Origin of the sequence: Mesorhizobium sp. M1396, from assembly GCF_040317725.1 — a bacterium.
In the GTDB taxonomy this organism is placed as follows: domain Bacteria; phylum Pseudomonadota; class Alphaproteobacteria; order Rhizobiales; family Rhizobiaceae; genus Mesorhizobium.
Window position 1 is genome coordinate 1 of sequence record NZ_JAMYLA010000030.1, and the last position, 25,269, is coordinate 25,269.

20 protein-coding genes, 1 tRNA gene and 2 pseudogenes are annotated in these 25,269 nt (G+C 61.9%); 13 read left to right on the plus strand and 10 right to left on the minus strand.

The features are described from left to right. The 5 genes from NKH02_RS19855 to NKH02_RS19875 all read right to left on the minus strand — a co-directional run. Positions 1-1,652: hypothetical protein (locus tag NKH02_RS19855; RefSeq protein ID WP_352880883.1), on the minus strand; the 1,652-nt coding region annotated here is incomplete at its 3' end. A gap of 327 nt (positions 1,653-1,979) precedes the next feature. Further along, positions 1,980-3,329: an HlyD family type I secretion periplasmic adaptor subunit gene (locus NKH02_RS19860; protein WP_352880885.1), complete on the minus strand. Its 1,350-nt coding sequence runs from the start codon at positions 3,327-3,329 to the stop codon at positions 1,980-1,982. After that, complete coding sequence (locus NKH02_RS19865; protein WP_352880887.1) at positions 3,326-5,104, minus strand: type I secretion system permease/ATPase; 1,779 nt, start codon at positions 5,102-5,104, stop codon at positions 3,326-3,328. Before NKH02_RS19865 ends, NKH02_RS19860 begins: the two co-directional genes overlap by 4 nt. Before the next feature lie 78 nt (positions 5,105-5,182). Then, positions 5,183-8,815: a DUF5801 repeats-in-toxin domain-containing protein gene (locus NKH02_RS19870; RefSeq protein ID WP_352880889.1), complete on the minus strand. Its 3,633-nt coding sequence runs from the start codon at positions 8,813-8,815 to the stop codon at positions 5,183-5,185. Between the two features lie 299 nt (positions 8,816-9,114). After that, entirely contained in the window at positions 9,115-9,762 is a 648-nt protein-coding gene (locus tag NKH02_RS19875) for a response regulator transcription factor (RefSeq protein ID WP_352865610.1), read from the minus strand. A 549-nt stretch (positions 9,763-10,311) separates the two neighbouring features. On the opposite strand from NKH02_RS19875, the gene eglC reads away from it, so the two are divergent. Beyond that, the gene (gene eglC, locus NKH02_RS19880; protein WP_352880891.1) at positions 10,312-11,703 is read left to right on the plus strand and encodes an endo-1,3-1,4-beta-glycanase EglC; all 1,392 of its coding nucleotides are present in this window, start codon (positions 10,312-10,314) and stop codon (positions 11,701-11,703) included. Between the two features lie 276 nt (positions 11,704-11,979). Here the strand turns inward: eglC and NKH02_RS19885 are convergent, their stop codons facing one another. From NKH02_RS19885 to NKH02_RS19895, 3 genes are all read right to left on the minus strand, one after another. Continuing rightward, positions 11,980-12,501, minus strand: a complete 522-nt coding sequence (locus NKH02_RS19885) for a GNAT family N-acetyltransferase (RefSeq protein WP_352880893.1) — start codon at positions 12,499-12,501, stop codon at positions 11,980-11,982. A gap of 106 nt (positions 12,502-12,607) precedes the next feature. Beyond that, complete coding sequence (locus NKH02_RS19890; RefSeq protein ID WP_352865615.1) at positions 12,608-13,255, minus strand: helix-turn-helix domain-containing protein; 648 nt, start codon at positions 13,253-13,255, stop codon at positions 12,608-12,610. A gap of 243 nt (positions 13,256-13,498) precedes the next feature. Next, entirely contained in the window at positions 13,499-14,716 is a 1,218-nt protein-coding gene (locus NKH02_RS19895; protein WP_352880895.1) for an MFS transporter, read from the minus strand. 198 nt (positions 14,717-14,914) lie between these two features. On the opposite strand from NKH02_RS19895, the gene NKH02_RS19900 reads away from it, so the two are divergent. The 10 genes and pseudogenes from NKH02_RS19900 to NKH02_RS19945 all read left to right on the plus strand — a co-directional run bounded on the left by NKH02_RS19900 (position 14,915) and on the right by NKH02_RS19945 (position 21,912). Then, positions 14,915-15,256: a PadR family transcriptional regulator gene (locus NKH02_RS19900; RefSeq protein WP_352880897.1), complete on the plus strand. Its 342-nt coding sequence runs from the start codon at positions 14,915-14,917 to the stop codon at positions 15,254-15,256. Positions 15,257-15,342: 86 nt separating this feature from the next. Next, positions 15,343-16,509 carry a chromate efflux transporter gene (chrA, locus tag NKH02_RS19905; RefSeq protein WP_352880963.1) on the plus strand — a complete coding sequence of 389 codons (1,167 nt, stop codon included), beginning with the start codon at positions 15,343-15,345 and terminating at the stop codon, positions 16,507-16,509. An 85-nt stretch (positions 16,510-16,594) separates the two neighbouring features. Continuing rightward, positions 16,595-16,927 (plus strand): ArsR/SmtB family transcription factor, encoded by a 333-nt coding sequence (locus tag NKH02_RS19910; protein ID WP_352880899.1) that lies wholly within the window; start codon positions 16,595-16,597, stop codon positions 16,925-16,927. Positions 16,928-16,943: 16 nt separating this feature from the next. Beyond that, a pseudogene (locus tag NKH02_RS19915) lies at positions 16,944-17,069 on the plus strand (arsenate reductase/protein-tyrosine-phosphatase family protein); the annotation flags it as partial. Between the two features lie 103 nt (positions 17,070-17,172). Continuing rightward, positions 17,173-18,282, plus strand: coding sequence for an ACR3 family arsenite efflux transporter (gene arsB, locus NKH02_RS19920; RefSeq protein WP_502910976.1), 1,110 nt, complete (start codon positions 17,173-17,175; stop codon positions 18,280-18,282). Further along, positions 18,279-18,689 carry an arsenate reductase (glutaredoxin) gene (gene arsC / locus NKH02_RS19925; RefSeq protein ID WP_352865619.1) on the plus strand — a complete coding sequence of 137 codons (411 nt, stop codon included), beginning with the start codon at positions 18,279-18,281 and terminating at the stop codon, positions 18,687-18,689. The genes arsB and arsC overlap by 4 nt, the downstream gene beginning before the upstream one ends. Before the next feature lie 8 nt (positions 18,690-18,697). Further along, positions 18,698-18,877: pseudogene (locus NKH02_RS19930) on the plus strand (arsenical resistance protein ArsH); the annotation flags it as partial. Between the two features lie 57 nt (positions 18,878-18,934). Next, on the plus strand, positions 18,935-19,255 hold the full coding sequence (locus tag NKH02_RS19935; RefSeq protein WP_352865621.1) for an ArsR/SmtB family transcription factor: 321 nt from the start codon (positions 18,935-18,937) through the stop codon (positions 19,253-19,255). A 45-nt stretch (positions 19,256-19,300) separates the two neighbouring features. After that, positions 19,301-20,689, plus strand: a complete 1,389-nt coding sequence (locus tag NKH02_RS19940; RefSeq protein ID WP_352865624.1) for an FAD-dependent oxidoreductase — start codon at positions 19,301-19,303, stop codon at positions 20,687-20,689. Then, on the plus strand, positions 20,686-21,912 hold the full coding sequence (locus tag NKH02_RS19945) for an MFS transporter (protein ID WP_352880901.1): 1,227 nt from the start codon (positions 20,686-20,688) through the stop codon (positions 21,910-21,912). The genes NKH02_RS19940 and NKH02_RS19945 overlap by 4 nt, the downstream gene beginning before the upstream one ends. Positions 21,913-21,957: 45 nt before the next feature. Here the strand turns inward: NKH02_RS19945 and NKH02_RS19950 are convergent. Beyond that, positions 21,958-22,034, minus strand: a tRNA-Met gene (locus NKH02_RS19950). Positions 22,035-22,273: 239 nt separating this feature from the next. Here NKH02_RS19950 and NKH02_RS19955 point away from each other — a divergent pair. Beyond that, entirely contained in the window at positions 22,274-23,233 is a 960-nt protein-coding gene (locus tag NKH02_RS19955; RefSeq protein WP_352880903.1) for a Gfo/Idh/MocA family protein, read from the plus strand. 185 nt (positions 23,234-23,418) lie between these two features. Here the strand turns inward: NKH02_RS19955 and mnmA are convergent, their stop codons facing one another. Then, entirely contained in the window at positions 23,419-24,609 is a 1,191-nt protein-coding gene (gene mnmA / locus NKH02_RS19960) for a tRNA 2-thiouridine(34) synthase MnmA (protein WP_352880904.1), read from the minus strand. 309 nt (positions 24,610-24,918) lie between these two features. On the opposite strand from mnmA, the gene sciP reads away from it, so the two are divergent. After that, on the plus strand, positions 24,919-25,194 hold the full coding sequence (gene sciP, locus NKH02_RS19965) for a CtrA inhibitor SciP (protein WP_013529904.1): 276 nt from the start codon (positions 24,919-24,921) through the stop codon (positions 25,192-25,194). Positions 25,195-25,269: the final 75 nt, after the last annotated feature.

Here is a 25,269-nt window from a genome sequence, read left to right on the forward strand (position 1 = left end):
CCCCGCCGGCGCCTGGCGCCCCCCGCGGGCGCCCCCACCCCCGCCCACACCCCCAGCGGCCGGTACCCCCCCCCCAACGGGGGGGGGGCGGCCCCCCCCCCCCCCACGACGCTGTAGGTGACCGCGTCGCCGTTCGAGGTCAATGTCGGCAAGCCGGACGTGTCGGCCGACAGGCTGAAGGTCACCGGCGCGTCGGTGCCGGACGTCACCAGTGACGCCACCGATCCGCTGGCCTCGTCCTGGTTGGGCGTGGCGTCCTCGTCGATGCCGTTGGAGGAATCGCCGTCCGCGACCTTGAGGTCGTCCTCCTGCACAATTGCCGATACCGTCTCTTCCGTCGCCGTCGGGCCGTCGTCCTCGAAACGAATCTTGTCGCCGATATCGAGATGCTCGACCACGCCTTGCGTCAATCCGAACTGGCCGATGTCGAATTTGCCCTCGACGTCCTCGACGAGGACCTGGTTGTGATCGCTCGCGGTCGTCCATTCGACCTTGTCGCCGGCGCCGAGGCCCGCGATCTCGACCTTGTCGTGGACGCCGGCCAGGTTCGAAACCGTGATGCCGTCCTGAGTGCCGTCGGCGCTGAAGGTGTAAACGGTCCCGTCGGCGGTCACCGTGATGGACGTGATGTCGATCACGCTGCCGGTTCCGAGCGCGGTGTCGAAATCGGCGCCGTCGGCGTTGGGAGCCAGAAAGGCTTCGATCGTCAGCGTTGCGTCCGTGTTGCCCTGGATTTGCGAAATGACGAGGAAGCCACCGGTGACATCCAGCGTCCCGCCGAACTGCACGTTGTCGAGGTCGTCCGCTTCATTCTGGTCGAGACCGCCGACAACGCCGGACAGATAGTTGGGGTCCGGATTGGTGACATAAGTGAAGTAGGCGCCTTCACCTGCATCGAACATCTGGTTGTTGATGCCGATCGTGACTGAGCCGCCGCCTTGCGACGTGTTGATCGTGTCGCTGGCATTGGTGAAGGTGTTGTCGGCCTTCAGGTCGATATCGCGACCGATGACCACGATGGCGGCGTCGGCGTCGCCGACCGTGCCGAACAGGTTTTGCCCCGAGGGCAGAGTGTCGAAGTTGAACACCTTCGGCGAAGTTATCGCGACATCGATAAGGCCGCTGAGATCGACGGGGTCATCGGGATTGTTCGCATCGGGGTTGTCGATGGCTTCGAACTGCACCATGGAGATGTTGACGTCCGATCCACTGGTCGTGATGTAGGCGGCAAAGACCACGTCTCCCGACGCGTCGACGCCAAACACCAGGTTGTCGCCGAGCCCGCTGGCGCTGTCGATGCAGAGATAGATCGCCTCGCCGTCGAGCGTCGTGAAACTGGTCGCGACCGTGGTGGGTGGGGCACCGCTGCCCACGACGTAGACCGGCAGCGCACTGCCGTCATCCTTGACGAATCCCTCCAGGGTGGAGCCGCCGCTCAGCGTGGCCACGGTATTGGTCGCCGCACCGTTCGTGGTGGAGAAACTGCTGCTCAGCCCGAGGTCTGTGAAGAGACGGGTGGAGAATGTGACATCCAATGACGCCACAAGGATATCGTTGTCGTTGTTGTCTTCGATGCCGGGGATTGCAATGTTGGTGTTCTGCAGTCCGGAAGATTCGTCCAGCGTGACGGAATCGGTGATGGTAATTGCCATGATCGTTGTCCCCTTGGGGTTAGATTCTAACGATCCACACATCCGATAGCCCCGGAGTGCACCTGCCAGTGTGCACTCCGGTCGCGTCCTGGATGAGCGGCCCTCATACGCCATTATGTCGCCAGCGAAGAGGACGCGTCCATTCTCAGTTCGATAGTATTGGGATCAATGCCCGTACCTGATCGAACGATGTACATCGTTCGATAGGTCGAGCCGCGAGAGGGGCTCGGGGTGGCCGCGCTGGTTGTGATATGCTTCCGGCGCGGTCTTGGCTGCGTGTGCCCGGCCGGGCACTCAGCCTGGAGCCCGGCCCTGGGCGACTTATGGCTATTTTTCCCGCATTGCTCGGCGGAAGTTCTGCGTGATCGGCTCGGCGAGGTAGGAAAGCACGGTGCGGGCACCTGTCCGGATCATCGTCTCGCTCGACATGCCAGGCAGCAGCTTGCGGCCCTCCAGCTTGGCGAGTTCGCTCTTGTCGATCAAAACGGTCGCGGCGAAATACGGTGCCCCGCTGCGCTCCTCCACCATGCGGTCGGCCGACACGATCTCCACGACGCCCTCGAGTGGCGGCAGGTTGTAGCGGGCAAAGGCCGGGAAGCTGACGCGCGCGGGCTGCCCGGGGGCGATCGTCTCGACGTCCTCTGGTTTGACCATGGCCTCGACCACGAGTTGCTGTCCGAGCGGCACGACCGTCATCAATGTCTCGCCGGGTTTCACGACACCGCCTGCCGTATGGACCTTCAGATCCATGACGATGCCGTCAACCGGTGCGACGACATTGGTGCGGTTAAGCACGTCCTTGGCGGAGCGCTCCTGCTGTCCGAGGTCGAACAACTCCGCCTCGACCTTGCTCAACTCATCGACGGCCTCGTTCAGCCGCACCGTGTCGAGGTTCAAGACTTGCATGTCGATCTCGGCCATGGCGCTTCTGGCACGAGCGATTGCCGCGACGTTGGTGGCGCGCTCACCCTCGACTGCCCGCTGTTGTCGTCTGAGCAACAGGTTCCGTTCGCGGGTGGTCAGCCCCTTCTTGAGCAGGCTCTCAAGGTCCTTGCTTTCACCCTCGATCGCCTCGATCTGCTTGTCTTCGGTGACGATGAGCTCCTCCAGCCCCTTTACCTCATCCTCGGTCTGGTGACGGCGCTGGCCGAGAATTTCCCGCTCGTCCGTCAAGTTGTGGTGCTTTGCCGCGAACACGTCACGCTGTGCGGCCACCGAGTCCTTCACGGCCTTGGCGGGGTTTGCGAGCAACGCCGGGTCAAACCCGATCTCGGCCTTGCCGTCGCGCTCGGCCCTGAGACGCGCAGCCAGCGCTTCACGCGTTGCTATCCGGTTCTGGACCAGGTCAAGCTGCGCCTTCGCCTGCGTGTCATCGAGGCGGATGAGGACCTTGCCCGCCTTGACGATATCACCGTTGGCGGCGTTTAACTCCGCGATGATTCCGCCCTCGAGATGCTGGATGAGCTTGCGGTCGCCGGCGACCTTGACAACGCCCGGTGCCACTGCGGCGCTGTCCAACGGTGCCAGCGCTGCCCAGCCGCCGGCCACGCCGAAGAACAGAAACATGATCGCGAACCCGGTGAACGTCACGCCGGCCAGACGCAGGGGTACCGGTTCCAAGAGGGAGGGCGGCGCGACGGGTAATGGCACGACGTTCAATGCTGGGGAACGGGTCATGCTTCCTTGACCTCTTTGTTGTCGTCGACTTCCTTGACCACTTCGAGGGTTGGCAGCTGGGCTGCCTTTGGCATCTGGGTTACCTTGCGGGCGCGGTTGGCGAGTTCGTTGAAGACATAGTCGCGAGGCCCGAAAAGGTCCTGTGCGCCGTGGCTAAGGACCAGCACCTTGTCAACCTTCTCCAAAATGCTTGGCCGGTGCGAAATCAGGATCAGGGTCGTACCTGCCGCCTTGAGCCCGCCGATGACTGTAGCCAGTGCTTGCTCTCCCTCGTGGTCGAGATTGGAGTTGGGTTCATCGAGGATAAGGAGGGCCGGTTCGCCGTAGAGCGCCCGCGCCAGCCCGATGCGCTGGCGTTGCCCGCCGGACAGTGCCGCACCACCTTCACCGATCTCGGTGGCGTAGCCCTTCGGCAACCCCTTGATCAGTTCGTGGACGCCGGCCAACTGCGCGGCCTTGACCACATTGTTGAAGACCGCCGGGTTGAGCGACGCGAAACGGGCGATGTTCTCGGAGACGGTGCCGGCGAAGAGCTCGATGTCCTGTGGCAAATAGCCGACGTGTCGACCCCGGTCCTCGGCCGCCCATTCGACAATGCTCATGCCGTCAAGCAACGCACGCCCTCCGGATGGGCGCCAGGCTCCGGCCAGGATTCGCGCCAGGCTTGTCTTGCCGGCGCCGCTCGGGCCGATCAACGCCATCGCTTCGCCAGGCTTGAGCTGGAAGCTGACGCCTTTCAGGATGTGCTCGCCACCCTGACGGGCAAGCACAAGGTTATCGGCCTCGAACCTGCCTTTGGGTCGTGGCAGCGGCAGAACCGGCGTGGCCTCCAGGTGCTTACCGGCGACCGCGGTGAGACGCCGGTAAGCGGCACGCGCTCCGACAGTCGCTTTCCATGTGGCGATCGCTTGCTCGACCGGGGCCAACGCGCGGCCCATCAGGATCGAGGCGGAGATCATGATGCCGGGCGAAGCCTCGTTGCGAAGTACCAGATAAGCGCCGAGGCCGAGGATGGCCATCTGCAGGGCCAGGCGGTGGCAACGTGCGATGGCCGCAATGACGCCGCCCCGGTTGGCGGCAAGAACCTGTCCTTTATTTGCCTCGTCCTGATGCGCCTTCCAACCCTCCAACAGGGGCTTCAACATGCCCATCGCCTGGACGACTTCGGCGTTGCGGATCGCCGCCTCAGCCTGCACGTATGCCCGCGACTGAGCGCTTGTGGCCTCGGTCAATGGCTTGCGGGTGATGTATTCGTTCAGCAAAGCGAGTGCGAACAGCACGAGCCCGCCGCAGAGTGCCAGCCAGCCCAGCCAAGGGTGCATGAGGAAGATGGCGGCGAAGAAGATCGGTGCCCAAGGCGCGTCGAGGATCGGGAAGATGCTCGGGCTGGTCAAGAAATTTCGTACCTGGTCGAGGTCGCGCAGTGGTCGCGCGTTAACCTGGCCTGGGGCAGAAGCGGCGTATTCCACCGATGCGGTCAGGAGAACTGGGCCCAACCGTGCGTTCATCCATGATCCGACCTTGGCCAACAGACGCCCGCGCACAACTTCCAGCCCCGCCAGCGTCCCGAGTGCCGTCGCCGCCATCAGCGACAGCATCACCAGCGTCTCCAGGCTATGGCTTCCGAGTACGCGGTGGTAGACCTGAAGCATATAAAACGCCCCGGTCAGCATCAGCACGTTGATGCCGCCGCTGAACCAGATTAGCGGCCGGATGGCGCGTCTGGCCTCTTTCATCACCACCTGCAGGGCAGGTGGCTGTTGCTTGGTTTTCATCGTTATTTCTCTGGTGTGCGGAATGACATTTCGTGCAAGACGTGGGGGGCAGCAGTGGCTGCCCCCATTGGTCAAGTGTCAGCCGACGTCGACATTTATGAACTGCGTCGTCGTCATATCCCCGTCCGCGTCCGCCACCTGGAAGGCGAACTGGAGGTCGGCTGACGGCGTCTCGGTCACGGTCGTGCTGAAGGCGATGTCCGTGATCTTTAGCACGTCGTTGTCGACGGCGTCGAAGTTCACCAGACTGCCGGTCGCGTTGCTGCCGCCGTCAGCTCCGATCGCCCCGATCAGGTTGATCGCCGCGCCGCTGATCCCGTTGCCCGACTGCATGATCTGTACACCCTGCAGCAGGTAGTCTTCAGTGCTTGTGTTGTAGTCGTTCCTCTCGATGACCAGTAGGCCATCGTTGTTGTCGAGCTTGAATTCGCTGCCGTACGAGCCAAGATCCTGACCCATCCTGAAGATGTCGGAGTTCGACACGTACACAGCCCTTGTGATCGTGGTGTTGTCGTCGGTGGTGCCGGCAACGTTGTCGGCGCCGTTCTTGTCGATCAGGTCGAGGATCAGCATCAGGTCCTCGCTGTTGCCGATGCCGTCGAACTTGATGGCCATGGTGGCGGCAGTCTGTGACGGGGTCGTCTGCACACCAGGGGTACCCGAGTTGACGTCCTCAGTGAGGATACCCGGGTTGTCGTTGTAGAACCGCAAGGTGAGCAGTTCGCCTTTCTGAATCGTGTCGCCGGCGACGCCGTTGGTGCTCTGCGTCGCGGAGACCCATGTTTCATTGTTGTTGCTCACCATATCGTGGGTGCCGGCTGGCGATGGCGGTTCCGCGTTGAACGTGGTGTCGCTGGATTTCCCCTCGCCATCGCTCGTCAGGCTGAACGGGTTGGCTTTATTGATCAGATTGCCCGTGAACTGCACGTAGAAGTCTTCGTCAGGCCCCGTGTTCGTGTCATCCGCCTGCAACTTTTCCACCACGATCGGCGGATGGCCCACGTTGCTCGTCGGCTGCTTCGCCAAGAGCTCACTGGTATGGATGAGGTCGAAGCTGAAGCCTTCGAGCGGGTCGGTCAGGGTGATGGTGTAAGTGTCGTGAACCTTGTCGAAGACCAAGGTGCCGGCCGCCGTGCCCGTCTGGGTGCCAACCGCTGGGTCCTTGTCGTAGTCGAAGGTGAAGTTGAACGTCGCGATGTCGGAAGTCTCCGACGTGAGCGTCACGATCGGAGAGATGATACTGCCTCCGCCGCCGCCGGTAATCGTGCCGGTGAGTGCGATCTGGACGCCGGCGAGGCCAAGATTGGCGTCGACGAAGTCAGAGTGCGTGGCGTTGTAGAACGAAGCCGGGCGGCTGTCCGCACCGATGTCGTACCCGAAGGCTCCAACGGCGAACGCGTTGAGTGTGTTAGCCAGAGTCACGTCGGTCCCTGCAGTCGTAATTGTCGGGCCATCGTCCTCAAAGGTGAAGGCCGTCCCGATGTTGGCTGTTGCCTGGGTGCTGTCGCCGTCACCATCGGTGGCGATGGCAGTCAACGTCACCAGATCGGCCGCGGCAAGTACCGCCGCCGAAGCGCCGCTCTCCACGGGATCTGCCGGATCGTTATGGATGATCGCGCGGTTCTGGGTCAGCGTCACCTCGCCGGTGTTCTCATCGACGCTGATCAGGAAGGCGACCTTAGCCGTGTCGTTCTCCAGATAGCCTTCCACTTGGCCGTTGAGATTGACGCGCAGTAGGATGTTATCGCCACTAAGTGTGTCGTCGAGGCCGCTGTCGGCGGCTGCGATCTTAACGTCAAGTTCATAGGTGACGCCGCCGCCGTCGGCGCCGAGATCGGTGTTAAAGGCAGAAGCAAACCCTGCCGATGTGGTATCGGAAAGGTCGCTATCGTCGGTAGTCAGCGTCGGAATCGTGCCGTCAGCGGTCACGGTCGGCCCGTCATCCTCGAAGTGGAAGGCGTCGCCGATATTGGCGGTTGCAGCGTCGGTGTCGCCGTCACCATCGGTGGCAGTCGCGGTCAGTGTCACGAGGTCGGCCGCGGCAAGTGCCGCCGCCGAAGCACCGCTCTCCACCGAATCTGCCGGATCGTCATGGACGATCGCGCGGTTCTGGGTCAGCGTCACCTCGCCGGTGTTCTCATCGACGCTGATCAGGAAGGCGACCGTGGTTGTGTGGTTGGCCAGATAGCCTTCGACTTCGCCGTTGAGGTTGAGGCGCAACAGAATGTTGTCGCCGCTGAGCGTGTCGTCGAGGCCGCTGTCGATACCTGCGCTCTTGACCCCGAGTTCATAAGTGACAGCATCGGCGTCCTGGACGTCGTTGTTGTCGCTGTCCTTGAAATCGTCAGTACCGAACGCGACGTCGAAGATGCCCGAGAAGCTTGCTGATGAGGTATCGGGGATGTTGGTGTCGTCGGTGGTCAGCGTCGGAACGGTACCTTCGGCGGTCACCGCCGGCCCGTCGTCGTCGAAGTTGATAAGGGAGCCGACCTCTTCGGTGTGGGCGTTGGTGGTCGTTGCCGAGAAATGGAACTCGGTGATGTCGCACCCTTCATTCGCATCGACCCCCGTAACGGTCAGCCGATCCATTTGGCTGGCGGTGGTGATATCGACGGTTGTGACGTTATCCAGGCCGGTGATGGTGACGGCGTTCCCGGTGCCGTCAAGTCCTGAGACGTGGATCGTGCCGCTCGCCGTGACATAGTCGCCATCGGCGGTGATGGTGGCGGCAAGCCCCGATGCGCCCGTCAACTCGATGCTGACGATATCAACAGCGTTGGTCGCAGTGCCGTCAAAGAAATCCGAGCCTTGCTCGTCGTCCGTATTGTCGAAGGCCTTGATCGTGATGTCCACCCGCTTATCCGGAGTGGAAGGCGTGATCTGGTTGATCGTAAACCCGGCCTCCGTGATATCATTGAGATGGTTGTCGTACTGGATTTGCGAAGCAGTACCTGCGTTCAAGTCGCCGCCGGTCACAAAATCGACCTGCAGCGTTTCGTTCGGATTGATGCTCTGGTTGTCGATGCCGAAGCCTTGTGCACTCACATTGGCAGTTCCGTCCAAACCAATCACCAGAAGCTGCTTGGCAGCGTCATCGGGCGAATTGATCAGGTAGAATTCGTGATGGCCGGGAGCGGCGTCCTGGCCTGAGAAACTGATCTCGGAGGTCCCCGCGATCGAGGCGAACACCATATCGGTCAAATCGATGCGGTCATCTGGGTTGCTATCCCCGCCGAGCGGATGGAACAACGGCACATACTGAACCAAGTACAAATCCGCATTGGTGGAGCTGGTGGGGTCGAGCCCAAACGAGAAGGCGAGCGGCCCGCTCTCATCGGGCTCGACGAGCGGGTCAGAGGTACCAATGACGCCGATCACGACGTTTGGATGCGTTGGGTCCTGGAACAGCCAGACATAATTGCCATCGACCGTCCGTATGTCGGTGAGCACGCCGTTGGTGGTGGAAAACGGTGTCCCGGAGGAGTCCTGGGTGAGAACGACCGAGGTGATGGTTTCGCCTGCGCTCGCCGAGGCCACTACGAAGTTGGCCTGGAAAGCGACCTCCGGTGAGGTCAGCCCGCCCGGATCGTCGAGACTTAGGAGATATTGCAGCGTGGGGTCGAGCGGCGGCGGCGGAACGACAATATCATCGTCCTGAGGACCAGTGGTTTCGTCAATGATGATGTCTTGAGCTGTGATGTCGAGTGCCATGGAGGTTCTCCTTGGTTGAAAAACGCTTCAAGAAAAGGGAACCAGCTCCCGGATGCCGGAAATGCACCTACCCCAGCGCATCCGGTCGCGTGATGGATTTCGTCCCCATGCCTCAATGTGCCGCCGACGCGGAGGACGCGTCCATTCCCGCTTAGGTAGTATTGGGGTCAATGGCCGTACCTGATCGAACGATATATATCCTTCGATAGTGGCCGGTGCCGGCGGTTGCACGGCCGATGCCGTCAGGCGGCTTTCCTGCCCGTTGACGGCATCATGTCGATGTCAGTTGAAAGCGATGGTCAGATGAGGCCGGTTCGTCCCGTTCCCGGGCGCTCGGCGTCTTTGCCATGCGCCACCCAGGCCAGTTCCGCCCGGCTGCCGAGGTGCAGCTTCTCGTAGACGTGATGCAGGTGCATCTTCACCGTGCCTTCGGATACATGCAGCCGCTGCGCGATGGTCTTGTTGCGCAGCCCGCGCGAGACGAGATCGGCGACTTCAGTCTCCCGTCCGGTCAGCTTGGACATCGGCTGGGACTGCGTTTCCGGCATCAGCAGTTGCTGGACGATCTTGTTGTCGATCCACTTCTTGCCCGCCGCCACCGCGCTCACGCATTCGACGAGATAGCGGTGGCTGATGCCGTCCAGCAGCAGACCGTCGCTGTCGAGCGCCTGTATTTCCTTGATGTCGATCCTGCCGGCTGGCTGGACGATGAAGATGATGCCGAGAGCGCTGTTGCAGGCCTTCAGCCGGGCTGAGAGACCGGTCGTCTGCGGATCCGCGATGTCCAGGCCGACGATGACGATGTCTGGCCGATGGCGCTCCACATGAGGGACCACGTCGACAGGGCGGCGGCACTGGGCGACAACATCGTGTCCAGCCTTCTGCAACACCCACTCAAGACCGGCGAGATACACCCCCCGCGGGTCGGCGACAACCAAAGTCGACATACCAACACCGTCCGAAAAAACGCAACAAACTTGGTTAAACACCCGTTAAAGCACGAAACCAGAGCTCATGCGTATTGTCAAGTAAACACTAATATAGTGATTGCTATAATAACGATCCGAGGCTTTCAGACCAGCGCGGAATCCCACACGCCGTCACCATGTTTTCCCGGCGGACCGCCTTACGATGGAGCGACGCGCGTTTTCTCCCCGCTGACGGCGATGTCAAATCTCGCCCCCAGATTGCGGCGACTTGTGACCAAAAAAAGTGCTGGCAGCCCAACCCTAAAGCGCGTCGCGTTTGAACGGATTCAGGCGACGCTTTAGGTCCTTGTTTTTATGCATGTCGTCCTCCCAAAACCGAGGTCACTTTTGGGCGACATGCATTAGTGCATTCGAGGCAACGAGGCGGGCCGAATCGCCCGCGTGTTAAGTTATTGGTAACCCTCACAAGTCGAACACAACTCGAAGGCCAAAAAAGGCATTGGCTTCTCGTGCCCTGCATGGATGCTGCGGCTGATATCGAGGCGAGTCCAAGGAGCAGAGACCAGCATGGCCACCGTCCTCAACGCCAAGGGCGTTCCACTCCCCTATAGCGGGTCCTCGACCAGGTGGTACTCGGCGACGAATTCCGGCCCGGCACTTTATGGCAGCATATACAACGACTCGCTCTACGGCGACAGCAGCGTCAGCGTCACGATGTATGGCGGCAAGGGCGATGACATCTACTATCTGTATTCCACGAAAAACAAGGCGGTCGAACTGGCCAACGAGGGTGTCGACACCATCTCGACCTGGATGAGCTACAGGCTCCCGGCGAATTTCGAGAACCTGACGGTCACCGGCGACAAACACTACGCTTTCGGGAACGAACTGAACAACATCATTACCGGCGGCTCCGGCCAACAGACGCTCGACGGCTTAAAGGGCGACGACGTTCTCAAGGGCGGATCCGGGGCGGACATTTTCGTCGTGGCCCCCGGCAACGGCAGCGACCTGATCCTGGACTTCAGCGCCGAGGATACGGTGCGCGTCGGGAGCTACGGCTTCACCTCCTTCGAGCAGGTGCACGCCAACATGGTCCAGTCGGGCGCGAACGTCCGACTTGATCTATCCGACACCGAGTTCCTCGTCTTCGCCAACAAGACAATCGACCAGTTCACCGCAAGCCAGTTCGATCTGGCCCTGGACAGGTCGCATCTGCAACTCACCTTCTCGGACGAGTTCAACACGCTGAACCTGTGGAATGGCTCGAGCGGTACCTGGGACTCGAACTTCTGGTGGGGAGCCGCGAACGGCAGCACGCTCACGAGCAACAACGAGCTTCAATGGTATATCGATACCAGCTACGCCCCGACGAGTTCAGTCAACCCGTTCAGCGTCGAGGACGGTGTTCTCACGATTACCGCCGCCCGAGCCCCCGAGGCTATCAAGCCCTACATAAACAACTACCAATACACGTCGGGTTTGCTGACGACTCACGAATCCTTCGCGCAGACCTACGGCTATTTCGAAATTCGGGCCGACATGCCCGAAAAACAAGGCGCATGGCCGGCCTTCTGGCTTCTTCCGGAGGACGGCTCCTGGCCACCGGAACTGGACGTCATAGAGATGACCGGTCAGGATCCAAACAAGCTTCTTATGACAAGCCACTCGAACGAGACGGGAACACATACGACCGTGGCCTCGACGCCCTTTGTCTCGGATACCGGAGGGTTCCACACATACGGGGTGCTGTGGACGGAAGACGAACTCGTCTGGTATTTCGACGACGTCGAAGTTGCCCATGCCGCGACGCCCGCCGACATGCACGAGCCGATGTATATGCTGGTCGATCTGGCAGTGGGCGGCATCGCGGGAGCGCCCGCCGACGGGCTCGCGACGCCCGCGGAAATGCAGATCGACTACATCCATGCCTATTCGTTGAACGATTGGGTTATCTAGGTGGCACAAACCCGGCGCACGCCGAAGGCACAACCCGCAGGGTATGCGTACGAGAGCGCTGCATTGAAATCATCGATCAATTTCAGCCGGCAGCACCGCCGCCAGCATAGATTTTAGTTATTTCAATGCTTAGCGAATTTTGGGAGAGCGCTACCGCCTTTCTTCGACCCTTGACGGTCTAGTGAGCACGCGTTGCGGCGCGCTCGGGCGGGCACGGATATGCTCATCATCTTTCGACCTGCCGCGCCCGAAACGGCCCGGGAGGGAGCGCGGCAGCTAAGCGGCTGATCGCGCCCCCAGCTCCCGCCGAACCACGACAAGCGTCGCATCGTCGGGATCGGTGGTGATGGTGAAACCCATGTCGCGCTCGACCTCGATCGCGGCACGGTTTTCACGGCTCTCGATCGCTTCGATCGCTTCGAGGCCGAGGTCTTCGGCATATTTCGCAATATAGGCGAGCAGCTCCCAGCCGACGCCCAGATGCTTGCGATCGGCGCGAATGCAGATCGCGACCTCACCGTTTCGGTCGGCTGGATCGCTTGCCAGCGTCGCAACCGCGATCAGCATTCCGTCCGCCGAGAACGCAAGAAAATTATGGATATGGGCGTCGTCTGAACGCGTCATCGCGACCAGCCGTTCATGGGAGACTTCCTTCACGGCGCCGAGAAAGCGGAAGCGCAGGTCGTCCGGCGTCACATGGGTGAAGAACTCCGCCAAGGTCGGTTCGTCTTGGGGATGCGCAAGGCGTATCTCGAAGCGAAAGCCGGTGCGTGTGGTGATTGAGCTATTCGTGGTCATATGCGGATCTCTAATCCTGGATTGTTCTGAAGCGGCCGGATGCTGCGGAGCCAAAGGGATATGGCTTTGCTCAGTATCTCCATGCCGCCGTTCGACGATATCCGGGTCATTCGCTCATGCAGTGGAGCGCGTCGCGCTTGACGATTTCGATGCTGCGCAGGCTGAGCAGGCGGATGACGCCCTTGTCCTTCAGCCGGGTGAAGACCCGTGAAACGGTCTCGATGGTGAGGCCGAGATAGTCGCCGATGTCCATACGAGACATGGGCAGTTCCACCTGTCGCAAGCCGCCCTGCCGTTCCGCGATGTCGACCAGGAAAGCGGCGACGCGTTCGATGGCGTTCTGGCGACCCAGGACCAGCAGGTGTTCCTGCGCGCGGGTCAAACCCTTGAGCGCCAGGGGCAGCAACTGGTGGGACATGTCCGCCCCGGCATTGAGCCGCAAGACGCGCACAGCGGTGGCGTTGATTGCTTCCGCGAAGAAATGATGTGTCGTGTCAGCCTCGAAGCCGAATGTCTCGCCGGCGAGGTGGAAGGCGCTGATCTGCCGGCGGCCGTCGGCAAGCAGGCGGTAGATGCGCACGGCGCCGAACTCGACCTGATAGAGGGCTAAGGCCTTCTCGCCCTGGGCATAGATCTCCGAACCAGCGGGAAAGAAACTAACCGGCTGCAATGGTGCCGGGTCGAATACCGCCGGCAGGCTTGGCTGGACAGAATGCGACGGCAGTGAAATTCTGGAGCTCGTGTAGGCGTGCATGGCTGTTTTCCCGGTTGTTCCGTGACACAGCAATCGCGCGAATCCGCGGGTCGCGAAATTCGGTTATATCCCTACGGGAAACTACCTAGGATTCGACCGTGGCAGCACGGGAGCCGTTGATGATGGCCGGTGCATGCCCGATCTGCTCGGGCGAGGTCGGGGGTGCCTGCCGGAGCCGATCGAGCATCTGGTCTGAGCCGTAGCCCATCGGACCGCCCATACGCTTTCAAGCTTCGGGCAGACCTATTTCATTTCGCTGTCCGGCACGCCACCGTGACCATTGGTTTGCCAAGGGATCAGGCCGAGCAGGCCGACACTGCCGACGGCGGCGAAGATTGCACCGTAGACGAAGACCGCTTCATGGCCTACGCGATCCCAAAGCAGTCCGGCGACAACGCTTGCCACCAACTGCAGCAAGCCGACGGTGGTGCTGTACCAGCCAATGCCGCTGGCTCGTAGCTGCTGCGGCACGAAGTCGGACGCGAATGCCTTGCCGACTGTGCGGAAGATGCCTTGATAGAGCCCATAAAAGGCAAAGAGGAGCCCAATCAGATAGATGTTTCGCGTCAGAGCGAAGCCAAGATAGGCGATCAGGAAGATGACGAAGGACGACAGCAACACGCCCTTGCGGCCGAAGCGATCCGCTAAGAACCCGGCCGGGTAGGAAATCAAGGCCGCGACGAGATTGAAGCTTGCGTAGATAAGAATGGTCGCCTCCAAAGAGGCGCCGATATTCTGTGTTTGCAAGATCAGAAATGCATTGCTCGAATTGCCGATGCCGAAGAGAGCCGTCACCAGGAGATAAGTCCAGTAGGCTTTGGGGAACTGCCGCAGATTGACGTCGATCTTGGCCTTTGCGGACACGGCCAGTGCCTGCTCGCGCACCAGCAGCACCATGAGGAAGGCGAGGAGACCGGGAATGAACGCAAGGTAGAAGATCCAGCGGATATCGACCTTGAGCACAATGAGAAGCAGTACCGCTAGCAGTGGCCCCAGAAACGCTCCCAGATTATCGCCAATGCCTTCGAGGCCGAATGCCTTGCCTCTGTGCTCCTCCGCGACGGACGAGGCAATGAGCGCGTCGCGCGGAGCGGATCGGAAGCCTGCCCCGAGCCGATCCACAAAGCGGGCACCCAGCACCATCGGCCACACCGTGGCGACACCGATCAGCGGCTTAGCGATGGCGGCAAGGAAATAGCCAATGAGGGCTATCGGTTTCCGTTTCTGAAGCCTGTCCGAGAGCCAGCCGGAAAAGCCTTGCACGATGTTCTGCGTCGCCTGGGCGATTCCGTCGACCAGACCGACGACGCTTCCGCTTGCGTGCAGAGTTTGTGTCAGGAAGATCGGCAGGATCGGATAAAGCATCTCCGTCGAGATGTCGGCAAAGAGGCTCGCCAGCGCCAGAAGCACCGTGTTTCGGGAAATCCAGCCGAAGGTTTTCTTTGGCGCTGCTTTTGTCATCGCTCAGCCCGGTTCGGCAGTATCGATCCGCTTCGCTGAAACGCGATGACCGCCACCGCAGGGGCGCCGAGCTTCAGAAGCACGATGATCCACTACCATCGCCGATCCGCCTGGAGTCAATGTTTAAGGCCATTGAAGTTCGTTATCGAATTGCGATAGTGAAGGTGAAATTCACATGAGTGAGGCATCACAACGGACATGGAGCATCGCGAGCTTCTGAGCGGTTTTGTCCGCCTCCACATCCTGCATCACGCCGCCGAAGGTGAGCTGTATGGTCTGTGGATGATTGAAGAGTTGGCCCGTCATGGCTACCGACTAAGCCCCGGCACCCTCTACCCGTTGCTGCATGGGTTGGAGAAAAAGGGATATCTCGTTTCGCGTGAAGAGCGCGATGGACGCACGGCGCGCAAGTTCTATCGTGCCACGCCCTTCGGTCTGGACGCCCTGGCCGTGGCGAGAGCCAAGGCCAGGGAGCTGTTCGGCGAAATCATGCCGGGTGTGTCAATCCCGGTAAAAAATGACCAGGAGGCAGGTCGGTGAACGATACGTTGTCGCATGCGGACGCCGACACCGCGGGGAGCGAGCCTGCGCCCGGACATGGCCTCAACCGGGGCTCGCCCGCCGAGGTGTTTTGGGCCTTTCTCAAGCTCGGCCTGACCTCCTTTGGCGGGCCGATCGCCCATCTCGGCTATTTCCGCAACGAATTGGTCGTGCGGCGCCAATGGCTCGATGAGGCTGCTTACGCCGACTTGGTCGCGCTCTGCCAGTTCTTGCCGGGACCTGCTTCCAGCCAAGTCGGCTTCTCGCTCGGGGTCTTGCGCGGCAACGGCCTTCTCGGCGGCCTCGCCGCCTGGTTCGCCTTTACCATGCCGTCGGCGATCATCCTGTTCGCCTTTGCCCTCGGTGCGGCCGCGTTCACAGGACCGGTTGCCGAAGGGTTCGTCCACGGCCTTAAGCTGGTCGCCGTCGCGGTCGTCGCTCAAGCCATCTGGGGCATGGCGCGAACCCTCACGCCCGATCGAGCGCGCGCCGGCATCGCCCTTTTCGCGGTCGCGGTCGTCGTCTTCTTTTCGGGATCGCTCGGGCAGATCGCGGCGATCGGGCTCGGCGCATGCGCGGGCTTGTGGCTCTGCCGTGGAGAAGACGCACCGATCTCCGGACATCTGAGCTTTCCGGTCAGCCGGCGAAGCGGCGGCGTCGCGCTGGTTCTGTTCGTGGCGTTTCTCCTGCTGCCGCCGCTTGTCGTCACTGCGACCGGCTCTCAAGGGTTCGCTTTGTTTGACGCCTTTTATCGCTCGGGTGCATTCGTCTTCGGCGGTGGCCACGTTGTGCTGCCGTTGCTCCAGGCGCAAGTCGTCCAACCGGGGTGGGTCGACAACGAAGCCTTCCTTGCCGGATATGGACTGGCGCAGGCCGTTCCCGGGCCGCTCTTTACCTTCGCAGCCTACCTTGGAGCCGTGATGAGCCCTGCGCCGAATGGCCTGGCCGGCGCTGCCATAGCGCTCGTGGCACTGCTCCTGCCGGGCATCCTGTTGGTCTATGGCATGCTGCCCTTCTGGGATGCGCTGCGTTCGCGCCCTGTCGCTCAGGCCGCCATGCGTGGCGCGAACGCCGCCGTCGTTGGCATTCTCGGCGCCGCGCTATACAGCCCGGTCTGGACGAGCGCCGTCCTTACTCCGCGTGATTTTGCGCTCGCCCTCACGGGCTTCCTGCTGCTCACCGTTTGGAAAGCACCACCTTGGATAGTGGTCGCCCTTCTGGCTGCGGCTGGAATGACCCTGCATCTGATTTGAAGACGATGATCAACCTCGATGCTCTATTGTCATCCCGCGGTCATACGTTGGCGCTACATACCGTTAAATCTGGATTTACAGATACATGGATAAAAAACTAGCTCTCCTTGCCTTAGCGGCGCTCGGCCAGGATACCCGGCTCGAGGTTTTCCGCATGCTCGTTCAGGCTGGCGGCGAGGGAGTTCCCGCAGGTGAGATCGCCGCACGGCTCGATACCGTTCAGAACACCATGTCGGCGCACCTGAAGATTCTAGATCATGCCGGCCTGGTTCGAGCCGAGCGCGACGGCCGCACAATCCGCTACGTCGCGGACATGACCGGCTTCCGCGATCTACTCGCCTATCTGATGGAAGATTGTTGCAACGGCGCACCGGAATTGTGCCAGCCCGTCATTCAAGCTGTGACCTGCAAATGCTAGAAGGGAGGCGTACGCGATGAGCGAGCCGTACAACGTTCTGTTTCTCCGCACCGGCAATTCGGCCCGTTCGATCATCGCCGAGGCGGTCCTGAACCGTGTCGGTGTCGGCAAGTTCAAGGCCTATTCCGCCGGATCGCACCCCAATCAGCCTGCCGATGAACATGGTCGACAAACTTGCCCTGCAGAAGCAGCTGGACGAGATCGGCCGCAACCCGCCGAAGGCCGGCTGAGTCAAGGAACCCACCATGACTGATCATGCTTTGAACGCGGGCGAGGCGACGCGGCCCAGGATTGGCTTCGTTGAGAAATACCTGACGGTATGGGTAGCGCTGTGCATCGTTGCGGGTGTGGTGCTCGGTCATCTGCTGCCCGGCGCGTTCGGCGCCATTGCTTCAGCCGAGATCGCCAGGGTCAACATTCCCGTCGCGGTGCTGATCTGGCTGATGATCGTGCCGATGCTGTTGCGCGTCGATTTCGCCTCGCTGGCCAGGGTCGGCACCTACTGGCGCGGCATCGGCGTGACGTTGTTCATCAACTGGGCGGTGAAGCCGTTCTCGATGGCGCTGCTGGGCTGGCTCTTCATCGGCTGGCTGTTTCGGCCTTGGCTGCCCGCCGTGCAGATCGATTCCTACATTGCAGGGCTGATCATCCTTGCCGCGGCACCGTGCACGGCGATGGTGTTCGTGTGGTCGAACCTGACGCGCGGCGAACCGAACTTCACACTGTCGCAAGTGGCGCTCAACGACGCGATCATGATCGTCGCCTTCGCACCCATCGTCGGTCTGTTGCTCGGCCTGTCGGCCATTGCCGTGCCGTGGAGCACGCTGGTGTTGTCGGTGGTGCTCTACATCGTCCTGCCGGTGATCGTCGCGCAACTGGTTCGCGCCCGGTTGCTGGCGGCGAAGGGGCAAGCGGCGCTCGACGCGCTGCTGGCTGCCATGCAGCCGCTGTCGCTGTTTGCCCTGCTGGCAACGCTGGTGCTGCTGTTCGGCTTCCAGGGCGAGCAGATCATTGCCCAGCCGCTGGTGATCGCGCTGCTGGCGGTGCCGATCCTGATCCAGGTCTATTTCAATTCCGGCCTTGCCTATCTGCTCAACCGCATCTCCGGCGAGCGGCATTGCGTGGCCGGGCCATCGGCGTTGATCGGCGCGTCGAACTTCTTCGAGTTGGCGGTGGCAGCCGCGATTGCGTTGTTCGGGCTGAATTCGGGCGCCGCCCTCGCCACCGTGGTCGGCGTCCTCATCGAGGTCCCGGTCATGCTGTCCGTGGTGTGGATCGTGAACCGCAGCCGGGGCTGGTACGAAGAGGGTGCCGCCGTCAAAACCACAATGTCGACAGAGAGGCCCGCGCAATGACCGTCACCATCTACCACAATCCCGATTGCGGTACGTCCCGCAATACCCTCGCGATCATCCGCCAATCGGGCGAGGAACCGGAAGTGATCGAGTATCTGAAAACGCCGCCGTCGCGGGAACGACTGGTCGAACTGATTGCGGCGATGAGGATGAAGCCCCGTGACTTGCTGCGCGAGAAGGGCACGCCCTATGCCGAACTCGGCCTCGGCGACCCCAAGTGGACCGACGACGAGATCCTCGATTTCATGCTGGCGCATCCCATCCTGATCAACCGGCCGATCGTGGTCACACGTCTCGGCGTCGTCCTTGCCCGGCCTTCGGAAGCGGTTCTCGACGTCCTGCCAAATCCGCATATCGGGCCATTCGTCAAAGAGGATGGCGAAGTCGTGGTCGACAGGACGACATGACGACATAGGGGCGCACCGTCGCGGTGATGCAGGTGTCAGGCGGCTCGCGGAGCTTCAGCGCCGTCAACCAGCTGCGTATTCTCGGCCGCTGGATGCGGATGGTCACGATTCCCAACCAGTCGTCGGTAGCCAAGGCGTTCGCCGAGTTCGACGAAGCCGGCGGTCGATCTGAGCCAGAAAATTCATATTTCGAGAATCGCCGAAATTCATTGACCGACTTCCCAATCGCGCTTATACATATTTCCATGAAACTCGAACAAGCAGCATCGCAACTCGAAGCTCTCGGGAACCCCACCCGGCTTCAGCTCTACCGTGTCCTGGTTAGGGCGGGGGACGAAGGGCTTCCGGTTGGCAGTATCCAGGAGAAACTGGAGATTCCGTCCTCGACACTGTCGCATCACCTCAAGCGGCTTGTCGACACTGGCCTCGTGACCCAGGAACGCCAGGCAACAACTCTGATCTGCCGCGCCAACTATCCCGGCATGAATGCGTTGATTGGCTATCTGGCTGACGAGTGCTGTGCCGACGCAAAATGTGCGCCAGCGGCCAGCAAAGCTGTCGCCTGATTTTTTTTGCGCGAATAATTCGAAGATACTGGAAGGATCGAACAAATGAGCGACATCGCAAATCTCCCGGTGGCCGTCATCGGCGCGGGGCCCGTGGGCCTCGCCGCGGCCGCTCAACTGATCAGCCGTGGACTGAAGGTGAAGGTGTACGAGGCCGGCTCGCATGCAGGTTCGAACCTGTTGGACTGGGGGCACGTTCGCGTTTTCACGCCGTGGCGCTATTGCGTCGATGCGGTTGCCCGCCGGCTGCTCGAGGGCCATGGCTGGACAATGCCGGAGCTTGAGGCATTTCCCACCGCCGATGAGATCGTCGATCAATACATCGGCCCGCTCGCGCAGCTTCCGGAACTGGCACCGTCGATCGAGACCAATGCTCGCGTCATCGCCGTATCCCGCTGGGGTGCCGACAAGGTCCTCAGCAAGGGGCGTGAACAGAGGCCCTTCATGCTGATGGTCGAAACCGCAAGCGGCCGGCGCCGGGATACGGCCCGCGCCGTCATCGACGCTTCGGGCACATGGCAAACACCGAACCCGCTTGGCGCAGGCGGCTTGTCCGCTGAAGGCGAGAGCGAGTTCGGCGACCGGATCGCCTACGGCATACCCGATGTCCTCGGCCGGGACCGCCATCTCTATGCGGGCCGTACGACGCTCGTGGCGGGGGCCGGTCATTCGGCTGCCAATGCCTTGCTGGAACTGGCCAAGCTGTCAGAAAGCGCTCCAGGCACCTCTGCAATCTGGACGACGCGCGGCACCGACCTGGTGCGGATCTATGGGGGCGGCGATGCTGACGCGTTGCCGGCACGCGGTGAACTCGGCTCCGAAGTCAGGGACCTTGCCGAAAGCGGGCGCGTCCGCCTTGTCACCGGCTTTGCCACCACAGCCATCAGTGAGGTGGACGGCCGCCTGCTTGTGGACGGGCAAACCAAAGACGGTCTTCAAACCATCGGGCCCGTCGACAGGATTATCGCGGCCACCGGCCAGCGGCCGGACCTCGCCCTGACCCGCGAACTGCGGCTCGATCTCGATCCATGGCTTGAAAGCGTAAAGGCGCTCGGTCCTCTCATCGATCCTAACGAGCACTCTTGCGGGGACGTCCCCCCGCATGGCCACCGTGAACTCAGCCATCCGGAACCGGGGTTCTATACGGTCGGAATCAAGAGCTATGGGCGTGCGCCGACATTCCTGCTGCTGACCGGCTATGAACAGGTCCGCTCCGTCGCAGCAGTGATCGCCGGTGATATGGCGGCGGCCGATGCCGTGCATCTGGTGCTGCCGGAGACCGGCGTTTGCACGGTGCCGGCATCGTTTTCCGGCTCAGCAGCCAAAGGCTGCTGCGGTGGCCCGGCGCCTGTGGCCGTTGACGCCTGCTGTGTTGCGGACGCGCAAGCCAAGGACAAGGGCAAGGCCGGCTGCGGCTGCAGCGCCGCAGCATGACCATGTCGCCCCCGTCGGCCGCCGTCGTGCGTGGTCGTCGCACGATCATCACGACGCTCGGCGTGACACAGATCATGGCGTGGGGATCATCGTATTATCTCCCCGCGGTCATTGCGCCGGCAGTCGCCTTAGGCACAGGCTGGCCTCTGGCCTGGGTCGTTGGGGGCCTGTCTCTCGGATTGCTCACAGCGGGAGTTATCTCGCCGCATGTCGGGTCTTCGATCGAGCGGCACGGTGGCCGCAACGTTCTGGCCTTCAGCGCGGGTTGCATTGGGCTTGGCCAGATCGGACTTGCGGTAGCGCCCAATCTGGCCGCCTACATCATCGCGTGGCTCGTTATCGGCCTCGGCATGGGGGCAGGGCTCTACGACGCCGCGTTCGGCACCCTTGGCCGGCTCTACGGCCATGGGGCTCGCTCCGCCATCACCACGCTCACCCTGTTCGGGGGCTTTGCGAGCACGATATGCTGGCCGATCTCGGCTTTTTTGCTGGGGGAGATTGGATGGCGCGGCACGTGCCTGGCCTACGCCGCGGTCCAGCTCTGCCTTGCCTTGCCGCTTTACCTTGTGATCTTGCCTCGTGGCCTGCCGCAACCGGCTGCCAAAGCCGCGTCGAGTAGGGCGGTGACGCCTGCCCTGCAAACCGGCTCCAATCTCACGATCATGATCGTCCTGGCCGCGACCCTCACGCTTGCGGCGGTAATCTCTTCGATGCTGTCAGTGCATCTGCTTACGATCCTGCAACGGAGCGGCATGACGCTTGCCGCAGCCGTTGGGCTTGGAGCCCTCGTCGGCCCCTCCCAGGTGGCTGCCCGGACGGTCGAGATGGTGATCGCGCGCCTCCATCACCCGATCTGGACCAAGTTCGCGTCGGTTACCTTCGTCGCTATCGGGGTCTCGGCGCTCTGGCTCGGCATGCCGATCATCCCGCTAGCACTCGCGTTCTACGGCGCGGGCATCGGGCTGGAATCCATTGCGCGGGGCACTCTGCCGCTCGCGATCTTCGGCTCCAATGGCTACGCCAAGCTGATGGGTCGCCTTGCCATGCCGAGCCTGATTGCTCAGGCGGCGGCGCCGTCCCTTGGCGCGCTGCTGCTGGAGCGCTTCGGCGCTTACGGCACACTGGCGACGCTTTCCGGCCTTGCGCTGATTAACGTCGCCCTGGCATGCGGCTTGGGTTGGCTGTTTTTCAGTCGAAGGGATATTCAGGTGCAGCCGCAATAGTGTGGCTGACGGTAGCGGTTGCCCACTTAACTTATTATTAGCGACTGGTAGCGGGAGAGGGACTTGAACCCCCGACCCCAGGATTATGATTCCCGTGCTCTAACCAACTGAGCTACCCCGCCAGGGCGGCGAAAGGCCCGAAATCCGCCTCAAATCGAAAGGCATGTCGGGGGCGTTCGCCAAGGTCGCGCGGATATAAGGTTGGGAGGGTGAGCCTGTCAAGCTTCGAAGCAACCAGCTTGCCGGCTTATCGTCATTATCGAAAAGCTTTGTCGCCCGGAGATTTGGTTGCCGCCGCCGGGGTTGAGTTCGCGGTGGCACGTCGCTATGTCTCGGCCACGAGTTTAAGAGTTTGAAACAGATGAAGCCGCGCATTGCAGTCCTCGGTTGCGGATACTGGGGCAGCAACCATATCCGCACCCTCAAGGCGCTCGGCGCGCTGCACGCGGTCTCCGACACCAACCGGGCCCGTGCCGAAGGCTTTGCCAGCGAGCAAGATTGCCTGGCGATCGAGCCGGACCAGCTGTTCGTCCGTGACGATATCGACGCTATCGTCATGGCACTGCCGCCGCAATTCCATGCCGACCTTGCCGTGCGTGCCGTCGAGAGCGGCAAGGACGTGCTGGTGGAAAAGCCGATCGCTCTGACGGTACCGGACGCCGAGCGTGCGGTGCAGGCGGCCAAGGACAATGGCCGCGTCTTCATGGTCGGCCATGTCCTGCGATTCCATCCCGCTTTCGAGACGCTGAAAGGGCTGATCGACAAGGGCGAGCTCGGCGAAGTCCGCTACATTCACTCGCACCGGCTCGGGCTCGGCAAGTTCCACACCGAGAACGACGCGCTGTGGGACCTGGCGCCGCACGATTTGTCGATGATCCTGGCGATCACCGGCACCGAGCCGATCGAGGTGCGCGGCGAGGGCGCAGCGCTCCTCGACAATCTCAGCGACTTCGCGCATCTGCACATGCGCTTTCCCAACGGCCTGCGCAGCCATCTCTTCACCTCGCGGCTCAATCCCTATCGCGAGCGGCGGCTGACCGTGGTCGGCACCAAGGCGATGGCGGTGTTCGACGATGTCGAGCCATGGGAACGCAAGCTTGCCGTCTACCGCCACGCGGTGTGGCAGGACAGCGGCCAATGGGCCTTCACCACCAATGAGCCATCCTATGTCGCGGTTGCCCAGGGCATGCCGCTGACGCGCGAGCTGGAGCATTTCATCCACTGCATCGAGACGCGGGCCGAGCCGCGCACCAGCGGCGAGGAAGCGATCAGGGTGCTGCGCATCCTGACCGCCGGCACAGTCACCCACACCAAGTCCTGAGACCGTTTGGAAATTCTACTCCGGCGGCCATCTGGTGGCGTTTTCTGCGCTTCCCCGTTCTACTACGTCGACGCAGTAGAACTGTGCTCACGGACCCAAATGTCCGCTCCGCGCCGGTTCTCAAAAACACCACTATATGACTCGCCAGAGCGAATTTCGAAACGGTCTCCGAGAGGACGGAGCCCCTATTCAGCGGGAATCTGCGCCGGCCTGGCGGCAAGACGGGTCAGCATGGCCTCGGCCTCGGCGCCGCGCTCCGAACGCTCGATGAAGCCGCCGCCGAACACGCGGGCCTCATTGCCGTCGTCGGAGTAGAGCACGCAGGCCTGGCCCGGCGCGATGCCGGACTCGCCGTCGACTAGTTCCACCCATGTGGCGCCTGCACGATGATGCAGCACGGCCGGGCGCGGCGGCCGCGTCGAGCGAACCTTGGCGAATAGCTCCAGGCCGCCGCTGGGGACGTCTGTGAGCGGTCCGTCGCCCAACCAGTTCATGTTGCGCAGATAGATCTTGTGCGTCTCCAGCGCCTCGCGCGGGCCGACCACGACGCGGGCGCGGTCGGCATCGAGGTGGACGACGTAGAGCGGCTCGCCGGAAGCGATGCCGATGCCGCGGCGCTGGCCGATCGTGTAGCGCAGGATGCCCTCATGGCGGCCGAGCACGCGGCCGTCGATATGGACGATGTCGCCCGGATTGGCGGCGGTCGGCTTCAGCTTGGCGATGATGTCGGAATACTTGCCCTGCGGCACGAAGCAAATGTCCTGGCTGTCCTGTTTGGCCGCGACCGTCAGCCCCATCTCCTCGGCAATGGCGCGAACCTGCGGCTTTGACAGGCCGCCTAGGGGAAAGCGCAGATAATCGATCTGCGCCTGCGTGGTGGCGAACAGGAAATAGCTCTGGTCGCGGTCGGCATCGACCGGTCGGTAGAGCGCGCGGTGGGCACCGTTGGCGCCGGAGCGGATGTAGTGGCCGGTGGCCAGCGCGTCGGCGCCAAGCTCCTTGGCGGTGGCCAAAAGGTCGGCGAACTTCACCGTCTGATTGCAGGAAACGCACGGGATCGGCGTCTCGCCGGCGACATAGCTTTCGGCAAAGGGATCGATGACCGCCTTGCGGAAGCGCTCCTCGTAGTCGAGCACATAATGGGGGATGCCGAGCGTCTCGGAGACGCGGCGGGCATCGTCGATGTCCTGCCCGGCGCAGCATGAGCCGGCCCGGTGCGTCGCCGCGCCATGGTCGTAGAGCTGCAAGGTGACGCCGACGACATCGTAGCCTTCGCGCTTCAGCAGGCCAGCGACGACCGATGAATCGACACCGCCCGACATGGCGACGACGATGCGGTTGGTTTCGGGACGTCCGGGAAGATCGAGACTGTTCATGATGCTTTCGTTCTACGCGGCGTCTCAATGCCAATGTCGAGAATATAGGTCAAGCTTTACCGGCGCGCCAGCGGGCAGGGCGATTCATGGGGGCGATCGATCCGCGTGAGGGGATGCAATTTCCCGGGCCAACCGGGGTTTCTTCCCCGGCAAACCAGGGTTTGCGGGCAGATGGTTCAAATGCCGGTGAAAAGACTAACGCGGCGTTCATGATCCTTACCTAGTCATTAGGGTCTGCTTAGGCAATTTTTAAAGCTGTGGCGGTAACGTGGCGGGGATTGGGTCTTTGAGTTTTTTGTAGAGAGTACGATGACCGATCTGGTTAGACCGAGAGTCAAGTATGTTATTGGGCCTGACGGCAGTCCTCTTACGATTGCCGATCTGCCGCCGACGAATACCCGTCGCTGGGTTATCCGGCGTAAGGCGGAAGTGGTTGCGGCAGTGCGCGGCGGGCTTTTGAGCCTGGACGAGGCATGCCAACGCTACAAGCTCACCACCGAGGAATTCCTGTCCTGGCAGGCGTCGATCGACGAATATGGCCTTGCCGGGCTGCGCACGACGCGCATCCAGCAATACCGGCACTAGCAAAATTCGCTTCAGGAACGGCGATCGCGAGTTAAGGGGCGGCGCAACCGCTTCTCTTCGCTCGCCTACCCCATC

What these genes read in the sequence shown, in the direction of transcription:
- mnmA (WP_352880904.1), bottom strand. Translation starts at nt 24,609, where the DNA reads ATGAACAGTCTCGATCTTCCCGGACGTCCCGAAACCAACCGCATCGTC.
- NKH02_RS19900 (WP_352880897.1), top strand. Translation starts at nt 14,915, where the DNA reads ATGGAGCATCGCGAGCTTCTGAGCGGTTTTGTCCGCCTCCACATCCTG.
- NKH02_RS19945 (WP_352880901.1), top strand. Translation starts at nt 20,686, where the DNA reads ATGACCATGTCGCCCCCGTCGGCCGCCGTCGTGCGTGGTCGTCGCACG.
- NKH02_RS19955 (WP_352880903.1), top strand. Translation starts at nt 22,274, where the DNA reads ATGAAGCCGCGCATTGCAGTCCTCGGTTGCGGATACTGGGGCAGCAAC.
- NKH02_RS19940 (WP_352865624.1), top strand. Translation starts at nt 19,301, where the DNA reads ATGAGCGACATCGCAAATCTCCCGGTGGCCGTCATCGGCGCGGGGCCC.
- NKH02_RS19890 (WP_352865615.1), bottom strand. Translation starts at nt 13,255, where the DNA reads ATGCACGCCTACACGAGCTCCAGAATTTCACTGCCGTCGCATTCTGTC.
- NKH02_RS19875 (WP_352865610.1), bottom strand. Translation starts at nt 9,762, where the DNA reads ATGTCGACTTTGGTTGTCGCCGACCCGCGGGGGGTGTATCTCGCCGGT.
- NKH02_RS19885 (WP_352880893.1), bottom strand. Translation starts at nt 12,501, where the DNA reads ATGACCACGAATAGCTCAATCACCACACGCACCGGCTTTCGCTTCGAG.
- arsC (WP_352865619.1), top strand. Translation starts at nt 18,279, where the DNA reads ATGACCGTCACCATCTACCACAATCCCGATTGCGGTACGTCCCGCAAT.
- NKH02_RS19910 (WP_352880899.1), top strand. Translation starts at nt 16,595, where the DNA reads ATGGATAAAAAACTAGCTCTCCTTGCCTTAGCGGCGCTCGGCCAGGAT.
- arsB (WP_502910976.1), top strand. Translation starts at nt 17,173, where the DNA reads ATGACTGATCATGCTTTGAACGCGGGCGAGGCGACGCGGCCCAGGATT.
- NKH02_RS19895 (WP_352880895.1), bottom strand. Translation starts at nt 14,716, where the DNA reads ATGACAAAAGCAGCGCCAAAGAAAACCTTCGGCTGGATTTCCCGAAAC.
- NKH02_RS19870 (WP_352880889.1), bottom strand. Translation starts at nt 8,815, where the DNA reads ATGGCACTCGACATCACAGCTCAAGACATCATCATTGACGAAACCACT.
- NKH02_RS19865 (WP_352880887.1), bottom strand. Translation starts at nt 5,104, where the DNA reads ATGAAAACCAAGCAACAGCCACCTGCCCTGCAGGTGGTGATGAAAGAG.
- NKH02_RS19935 (WP_352865621.1), top strand. Translation starts at nt 18,935, where the DNA reads ATGAAACTCGAACAAGCAGCATCGCAACTCGAAGCTCTCGGGAACCCC.
- sciP (WP_013529904.1), top strand. Translation starts at nt 24,919, where the DNA reads ATGACCGATCTGGTTAGACCGAGAGTCAAGTATGTTATTGGGCCTGAC.
- eglC (WP_352880891.1), top strand. Translation starts at nt 10,312, where the DNA reads ATGGCCACCGTCCTCAACGCCAAGGGCGTTCCACTCCCCTATAGCGGG.
- NKH02_RS19860 (WP_352880885.1), bottom strand. Translation starts at nt 3,329, where the DNA reads ATGACCCGTTCCCCAGCATTGAACGTCGTGCCATTACCCGTCGCGCCG.